This is a genomic window from Phaeovulum sp. (assembly GCF_041596715.1).
Classification (GTDB): Bacteria; Pseudomonadota; Alphaproteobacteria; order Rhodobacterales; family Rhodobacteraceae; genus UBA6213.
The window spans coordinates 1-8138 of record NZ_JBFHIA010000144.1 but is presented as its reverse complement, the minus strand read 5'-3'; the positions used below and the strand labels follow the sequence as shown (position 1 = coordinate 8138).

Genomic DNA, 8138 nt, shown 5'->3' with positions numbered 1-8138 from the left:
TGTAGACGGGCCCGGTACATCGTCATCAAGGATCACCCTAAAATCGCCCTCGGGCGTGATCGCGAAGATGCGGTCTGACATCACATGCGTGCCCCAAAGGTTGCCAAAGGCATCAAACGCGATGCCATCGATGAAACCGCCTGTATCGGCGGGCCCAAAGACTTCGCGCGCAGTCACCTGGGTGTCGGCACCAATGCGCAGCCGGGTGATACGGCGGCCCGACGTTTCGACCACGTAAAGCCATTCTTCCGCGGCATCAAAACGGATTTCGTTGGTAAAGCGAAAACCGTCCGCCACGATCCGCGCGCCGCGTTCGTCAAGCACCGCCACGTAACCATCGGCGATATTGGGGCTGATCGCCTGCATCCAGTTCTTGATGCGGGTCGAAATTGTCAGCCAGATGCGCCCTTTGCTATCGCGCAGCACGAAATTGACCTTGCCGATCGGCGTGCCGTCGATGGTGTCGAGCACAACTTCGCTGCGCCCGTCGCGCGACATTCGTTCCAGCCGGTCGGTGCCAAAGTTTGAGATGAGAATTGAGCCATCGCCGTCAAAGGCCAACCCATTGGGCAGCGTGCCTTGGGTAAGACGCGCTGCCACATCGGCGGTAGCCGCAAAGTGGTCGTCGTGCTTTTGCGTGATCAGCGTTTGGGTGCCATCCGGGCCAATGTGCACCACACCGCCGCGCGCATCGGCCGACCAAAGCGACCCATCGCTCTCGGCCAGAATGCACTCGGGGCGTTGCAGGCCTTCGCCGACAAAGGAAATGTTGGCCTTGGTCACGCTAAAGCCGTCGAGCGGGTTCTTCATATGTCTTTCCAGCCATTCGGTGTTTTCATGCGGTGACGGATGGTATTCTGCTGCCCTAGCGTTTGCTCGATGAAGCACCCCTTTCGCGCAGCATTGATAAGTGCGGCCACCTTGTTTTCAGGGTCGTCGCTTTCAATTGCAACATCTACTTCAAAACTTCGCGGCCCGGTTTCATAGACCCGCCCCTTTGCCTCCCAATCCCATTGCACACGCGCATCGACCGTAAGATTCGTGAGCGTAACATCCATGCGTTTCGCAAAGGCTCGGATCTGGGTCATGATGCAGCCGGTCAGCCCGGCCACGAACAATGCCAGCGGCGGCGGCGCGGTGCCTTCGCCGCCGTGAAACGGGCCTTCATCGGTGGCAATTTCGAACGGGCCTTCGGCGAAGGGCTTGCGCATATGCACGCTCAGATCATTGCGCATCTTGCCGCTGGCGGTGCCGTGGCAGTCGAATTGCACAAGCGCGCGCTGCATTTTGGTGCTGTCTTTTCCCTCGCTCATCAGAAAGCGACCCTGTCGCCGCCCTTGAGGGCAAGCATGGCGCGCGCCTCATCGGGGGTTGCCACTTCCATGTCCAGCGTCTCGATGATGCTGCGGATCTTGGTGACCTGCTCGGCGTTGTTTGCGGCAAGCCGTCCACGGCCGATATAGAGGCTGTCTTCCAGCCCAACCCGCACGTTGGCACCTTGCACCAGCGCCTGTGTCAGCACCGGCATCTGATGGCGCCCCGCAGCCAGAACCGACCAATAGTAATCATTGCCAAACAAGCGGTCGGCGGTCGCTTTCATGAAGGTTACGTTTTCGGGGTCGGGCCCGATGCCGCCAAGAATGCCGAATATCGTTTGGATGAAAAACGGCGGCTTCAGCACGCCCCGATCTGCCATGAAAGCTAGGTTGTAGAGGTGGCCCACATCATAGCATTCCAACTCGAACCTTGTTCCATGGCCCTCGCCCAGATCTTTCACCACCCGCTCGATATCGCGGAACGTGTTGCGGAAGATGAAGTCGTCGCTACCACGCAGGAATGGCTCTTCCCAATCGAACTTCCAGTCGCTGTATTTGTCGGCCATCGGGTGAATGGAAAAGTTCATCGAACCCATGTTGAGCGAGCACATCTCGGGACTGGCGCGCAAGGGTGCGGCAAGGCGCTGTTCTACCGTCATGCCCAAGCCACCGCCGGTAGTGATGTTGACGACCGCATTGGTGGCCTGCTTGATCACCGGCAGAAACTGCATGAACACCTCGGGGTCGGGCGTCGGGCGACCAGTCTCGGGGTCGCGCGCGTGCAGATGCAGGATCGAAGCACCGGCGTTTGCTGCGGCAATTGCCTGTTCGGCAATGTCAGCCGGCTTGTAGGGCAACGCGGCCGACATGGTCGGGGTATGAATACCGCCGGTGACGGCGCAGGTGATGATGATCTTGCGGGGCGATTTCGCCATTTTCGGTCTCCTGTTCGGCCAAGGCGCTTGAGAGCGAGCGCATGGCTGGTGTGGGTAAAATAATCAGTCGTCGAGAATTGCCACGGCACGCGTAAAGCCTGCCGATGCGGCCTTGATCTTGAAAGGAAAGCAGGAAAGCCGAAAACCGGTGGCTGGCAACTGATCGAGGTTCGTCAGCTTTTCAAGGTGGCAATACCCGATATCCATGCTGGCCCGATGGCCCTCCCAGACAATTGCCGGATCGGGGTTTTCCAACCAGCGTTGCCGAGTGTAGGAAAACGGCGCATCCCAGCTCCATCCATCTGTGCCTGTCACGCGCACGCCGCGCTCTAAAAGCCAAAGCGTGGCGGCGCGGCCCATGCCGCACCCTTTGCTCAGATAATCAGGCTGGCCATAAGCATCGCCCGCAGCGGTGTTGACCACCACGATTTCCAAGGGCGAGAGCGTATGCCCAATTCGGGCCAGTTCGGCCTCAACCTCTTGCGGGGTGACGACATGGCCATCGGGCAGGTGGCGAAAATCAAGTTTCACGCCGGGCTGAAAGCACCACTCTAGCGGCACTTCATCAATCGTGATCGCGCGTTCGCCGCCGTTCATGGTGGAGTGGTGATGATAGGGCGCGTCCAGATGGGTGCCGTTGTGCGTTTGCACTTGCAACATCTCGATCGCCCAACCCTCGCCGCCGGGCAGTTGATCGGCTGTCATGCCCGGAAAGAACTGCAAGACCTGCGCTGGCGTGTCCTTGTGCCCAAGGTAGGTGATCTTCGGCTCATACCCCGGCGGATCCGAGGCGATGCCCGCTTCAAGCGGGACCGATAGGTCGATAATGCGCATAATTGGCCCTTTCTTACAAAATACCTATGGCGATGGCGGGGAAAGCGATGACCAAGATCAGGCAGAAGAGCATGATCAAAGCAAAGGGCGCGGCCCCGATGAACACGTCACCCAGCGAAACATTCGGGTCATCCAGCGCGCTTTTTATGACATAAACTGATATGCCAAGCGGTGGCGTCAGCAGCCCGATTTCCACCGCCAGCACCGTGATGACCCCGAACCAGATCAGATCAACCCCAAGCTGCTGCGCGATTGGCAGCACCAAAGGCAGCGTGATCAGCATGATGGATGACGAGTCTAGAATGGTGCCTAGGACGATCAAGACCACCACGAACACCGCCAAAAAGCCGTAGATGCCAAGATCCAGACCGATGATCCACTCGGTCAGAAAAACCGGCAACCCCGACATCGCAAGCATACGGCTGTACATGCTTGCGGCGATGATCAGAAAGCAGATTGACGCGGTAATATGCCCGGCCTCAAGCGTCACGCCCCAAAGCGTGCGCAGGTTCATCCGCCGCTTTGCAAAGGCAATGACAATGGCCCCAAGCGCGCCAATGGCACCCGCCTCGGTTGGGGTGAAAACCCCGCCATAGATGCCGCCAAGAACCAGCAAGATCAGTGCAACAATCGGCAGCAGCTTGGAACTTGTGTCACCGATTGCGGCACCAAGGCTTCGGGGCGTGGTCACCTGTGGGGCCGCGCGGCCCGTAAAGCCGGGAAACAGCCGCACCATCACATAGATGCCAAGCGCGAAGGCAAATGCCAGCAGCAAACCGGGGCCGATACCTGCCATGAACAGCAAGCCCACCGATTGCTCAGACAAGATGCCGTAGAGGATCATCAGCAGGCTGGGCGGTATCAACATGCCCAGAACCGACGATCCGGCCACCACGCCAGTTGCAAACCGTGCGCTATGCCCTGCGCGCACCATTTCTGGCACGGCGACCTTGGCAAAAACAGCGGCAGATGCAATCGAGATGCCGGTTATGGCCGCGAAGATCGCGTTGGCCCCCACCGTGGCAATACCTAGCCCGCCCAGCACCCGATGAAACGCCCGGTTGGCCACATCAAAGGTGTCGCGCGCAATGTCGGCGCGGCTGACGACAAGCCCCATCAGCACGAACAACGGCACGACGCCAAACAGGTAGCTCGAGATTCCCTCGCGCGCTGCAAGCGAAAGCACCCGCGCGGCGATTTGCGGATCGTCGCGCAGCAGCCAGACGCCGAAAAAGCTGACCAACGCAAGGGCTATGGCCACGTGCATGCCAGACCAGATCAGCACAAGAATGCCAGCCAGCGAGGCGAGACCGATTTCAATTCCGGTCATAGCGCGGCCCACGGACGGGCGGCGCGATACATAAGCGCCAGCGCCCGCATCACGAATACGGCAAACAAAAGCGCCGACCCAATCAGCACGATCAGGTGCACCGGCCAGATCGGCGCAAGAAATTGCCCGACCGCGCCCACCATTTCCCGGCGGCCATAACTACGTTGAAACAGCGGAAGGAAGGCCGTTATCAGCACACCGATCAGAAAGGCCCCTGCCCCGTGCAGCACCGCATCCAGCGCATCTGCAAGCCGCGGGCGATACCGGCGCACCAACGTCAGAAGCGCGTCTGATCGGGTCAGCTTGTCGTGCGAAAGCGTGTTGGCAATTTGCAGAAAGACAATCGCCAGTATCGACATCGCTACGATTTCGGGCACCCCCGCAATCGGCTGGCCAAGACCGAACCGCCCGATCACATCGGCCGCGATCAGCCCCATGATGCCTAGAATACACAGCGTGCCCAACGCACTTGCCAGAACCGTTGCCTTGTCCAGCAAGGATGCGGCCACATCAAAGGCGCGAACGCCCGTTCGCAGATCAACGAGTGTTGACATGGAATCCTCCCAAAGGGGGTGGGCCGAGGTGGCGCGAAGCGCACCCCGGCTTTCGCCTTAGCGCATCGACCAGTCACGCGGCAGCGTAACCCCGGCCGCTTTGAGTGCCGCAACATAGGCGTTCAGCACTTCGGTTCCGCTAAGACCTTGGGCATCGGCGTCTTTCGCCCAGGCCCCGGCGACATCGGGCAGCGCCGCCGCCCAGCGGGCCTTTTCGGCATCGCTCAGCATGGTCACTTTCGAGGAGTCGGTCCCGCCAAGCGTGGTCATCGCAGCCGCCACGCGCTGCGATTGCTCGGCAAGGTAGGCAACCGTATAGGCCTCGGCACCCTTGCGGAGCGCGTCCTGAACAACGGCGGGCTGTCCGTCGAACCAGTCTTTGTTGGCAACCAGCGACCCTGCGTATTGCGCGCCAAAGTCGGTGACGGTCACATAAGGCGCGACCTCTTGCAACTTGGCGGGGGCTGCGGCGGTGGGGAACACGATCACCCCGTCAAACACACCGGTCTGCATGTCGTTGTAATAGGTGGTCAGGTTGCCCGCCACACCAACGGCACCGGTGCCCTCCAGCCAGTTCACCGCAGCACCCGGCGCGGCGATACGGTGGCCCTTTAGGTCATCCATCGAGGTGACAGGGAAGTTGGTCATCAGCACGTAGTTATCGAGCGCAAAGCCACCGCCCAGATACTCCAGACCGTATTTCTCCCAAGACGTGCTCATACCGGGAACCGTTTCGTGCAAATCGTCCATAACCTGCATCACGAGGTTCGGGTCGGCCGGTCCGAAGGGCGTGTAATAGGTGACGTTCTGCAACGGCAATGACGTGGGTTCAAATACCGTAGGCACCGCCCCCACTTCGGCAAGGCCATCCTCGATAGCCTCAAGCTCACCACCCACCGCGGCCAGAGTGCCGCCGTAGGCCTCTGTCCAGTTGATCGTGTAGCCCGAACCCTGAAGGGCCGCGTCTACCGTAGGAATGTAGGTCTCGGTCAGGTGCTTGACCCACAGAAAGATTGGCGGGTGACCGTTGACCACCGTCACATTTATGGTTTGCGCCTGCGCGGCCATCGGCATCGCAAGAACTGCGGCAATCGCCCCTGCCGCGAGGTTGAGTTTGTTCTTCATGGTATCCTCCCATTGGATGCTTCGGGGCCTCCTCGCCCCGTTTTTTCAGTCGTCCTTTCGGCGCGTGGCCAGCGCACGTATGCCTGCCGCCGCGAAGATTTTTGCTTCCTCGATTGCTTGGTTCACATCGTCGTCGTGGCAAGCGCCATCCGACAGATCGCCCGCGCGGCCCGTGCGCCCCATCAGCGACAGCGCAATCGACACCGTGAACAGATAGCCCCGGACCGCGTCTTTCTGTTCTAGCTTTGGCACCGCATCGACGAACCGCGCGATGAACTCCTGCGCGATGTCGTTGTAGTTTTGCGCAGTCAGGCGGCGCGAACGCTCATCGGTGCCCGCCGCGACATGCACCAGAAGCCGCGCATAGCGCTGACCGTCGCGCGTGGCATCGTGCCCAAACTCGATCGTCGGGCGCAAGAATGCCTCTAGCAACGCCTCCAAAGTCGGGGCCGCTGTTTGGGCCAATAGCTCGCTTAGAAGTGCGCGGCGGCGACCGTTGATTTCGGCGGCGCGGCGCTCGACCACGCGCGCGAATAGCTGCTCTTTGCTGCCGAAGTAGTAGTGCAGAAGCGCCGCGTTGACCCCCGCACCCGCCGCAATTGCGCGTGTGGTGGTGCCGTGAAAGCCGTTTTCCGAAAACTCCGCCTCTGCCGCGTCAAGCAAGCTTTCGGCGGCATCGTGCGGCGAGTCGATATTGGTCAGGGTGCTGGCCATGGCGATCTCATGCTTAGGAAAAAATTAATCATGCGCTTAATTAACGCTACGTTCGCACTTGCCCTGTTGTCAACCGTGCGTTTCGAGATGCGATGCGCAACCCGGCCCAGCCATCTTTGCAAAAGCAAAGCAGGTTGACCCAGACACCCGCGATGCCTAGGTCAGCCAGAAATATAGTGACGTGTTTTCTGATGCTTGAAGATTCACCCTGCTCGTGCCAGCAAAGTTTGTAGCCCCAGCACCTCATCCTTTTTCAGCGCCATCACCCGGCGCTGGATTCGGCGGACAGCGTGCTGAGGCCCAGATCATCCAGAATCGCATAGACCGCAGGAAGGACAAACAGCACCGCCATGCTCGCAGTCAGAAGCCCGAAAACCAGACTGGCCACCATCGGGATAAGGATCTGCGCCTGCAAGCTGGTTTCGGTCAAGATTGGCATCAGCCCCGCTATGGTTGTGCCGCTGGTCAGAAAGATCGCCCTGAACCGGGCGCGTGCGGCCCGCCCAGCGGCCTGCGAAACGCTGGATGCGCCTGCGTGCTCGTGTTTGACGAAATCCACAAGAAGGATCGAGTTGTTGACCACGACCCCGGCCAAGGCGATAAAACCCAACAGGCTTGGCATAGAGAAGTCCAGCCCCATCGCCATGTGTCCGAAGATCGTGCCGGGCAGGGCAAATGGAATCACAAGCATCACCACAATCGGTTCCAGATAGGACCGGAACTGGAAGCTGAGCAGCAGGAACACACCCAAAAGCCCAATGGCAAAGCCTTTGACCATGGAAACCTGTGTCTTGCTTGCCTCGGCATTCTGGCCTTCGACATCCAGCGCCACGCTGGGATATCGCTGCAATAGTCCCGGTATGAACCGTGTCAGCGTGTCGTTGACGATAGCGTTTGCGTTCGCGGTGCGCGTGTCGATTGCGCCTTGGATCGTGACACTACGCACCCCGTTTTCGCGGTTGATCCGGCTGTATCCCTGACCGACCTCGACATCCGCCACCACGCTGAGTGGCACATAGCTGCCGTCGGGGCGGTGGATCGTGAAACCATTAAACACATCGCGGCTTGCCTGACCTTGCAAGTCAAATTGGGCGGTAAGCTCAACCAGACTGCCGTCGATCTGCATCTCGCTGATCGTGGTCCCGTAATAGGCGGCGCGCAGCTGATCGGCGACCAATGCGGCGGTGATCCCCATCGGCCCGGCTGCTTCATTCAGCGTGATGCGCAGTTCGCGTTTGCCCGGGCGCAGGTCGTCCAGAATCGAAGTGACCCCCTCATACTGCCAGAGCCAGTCCTGCAACTCGATCGATGCGGCCTTCAGCGCGCCAAG

General features: G+C 59.9%; 9 protein-coding genes. All 9 read right to left on the bottom strand.

Annotated features, from left to right (window positions below; all coding sequences use genetic code 11):
- A partial coding sequence (locus tag ABY403_RS10650) for an SMP-30/gluconolactonase/LRE family protein (RefSeq protein WP_372840784.1) occupies positions 1-810 on the bottom strand: 810 nt, incomplete at its 3' end.
- Positions 807-1313: an OsmC-related (seleno)protein gene (locus ABY403_RS10645; RefSeq protein WP_372840783.1), complete on the bottom strand. Its 507-nt coding sequence runs from the start codon at positions 1311-1313 to the stop codon at positions 807-809. The genes ABY403_RS10650 and ABY403_RS10645, both read right to left, overlap by 4 nt.
- The gene (locus tag ABY403_RS10640) at positions 1313-2251 is read right to left on the bottom strand and encodes a 3-keto-5-aminohexanoate cleavage protein (RefSeq protein ID WP_372840782.1); all 939 of its coding nucleotides are present in this window, start codon (positions 2249-2251) and stop codon (positions 1313-1315) included. Before ABY403_RS10640 ends, ABY403_RS10645 begins: the two co-directional genes overlap by 1 nt.
- A 63-nt stretch (positions 2252-2314) precedes the next feature.
- On the bottom strand, positions 2315-3085 hold the full coding sequence (locus tag ABY403_RS10635) for a cyclase family protein (protein ID WP_372840781.1): 771 nt from the start codon (positions 3083-3085) through the stop codon (positions 2315-2317).
- A gap of 13 nt (positions 3086-3098) precedes the next feature.
- On the bottom strand, positions 3099-4415 hold the full coding sequence (locus ABY403_RS10630) for a TRAP transporter large permease (protein ID WP_372840780.1): 1317 nt from the start codon (positions 4413-4415) through the stop codon (positions 3099-3101).
- Positions 4412-4969 carry a TRAP transporter small permease subunit gene (locus ABY403_RS10625; protein WP_372840779.1) on the bottom strand — a complete coding sequence of 186 codons (558 nt, stop codon included), beginning with the start codon at positions 4967-4969 and terminating at the stop codon, positions 4412-4414. Before ABY403_RS10625 ends, ABY403_RS10630 begins: the two co-directional genes overlap by 4 nt.
- 57 nt (positions 4970-5026) lie before the next feature.
- A complete protein-coding gene (locus tag ABY403_RS10620; protein WP_372840778.1) occupies positions 5027-6094 on the bottom strand; it encodes a C4-dicarboxylate TRAP transporter substrate-binding protein in 1068 nt (355 codons plus the stop codon).
- A gap of 45 nt (positions 6095-6139) precedes the next feature.
- A complete protein-coding gene (locus tag ABY403_RS10615; RefSeq protein ID WP_372840777.1) occupies positions 6140-6808 on the bottom strand; it encodes a TetR family transcriptional regulator in 669 nt (222 codons plus the stop codon).
- Positions 6809-7070: 262 nt separating this feature from the next.
- Positions 7071-8138 (bottom strand): efflux RND transporter permease subunit (locus ABY403_RS10610; protein ID WP_372840776.1); only part of this gene is annotated, 1068 nt, incomplete at its 5' end.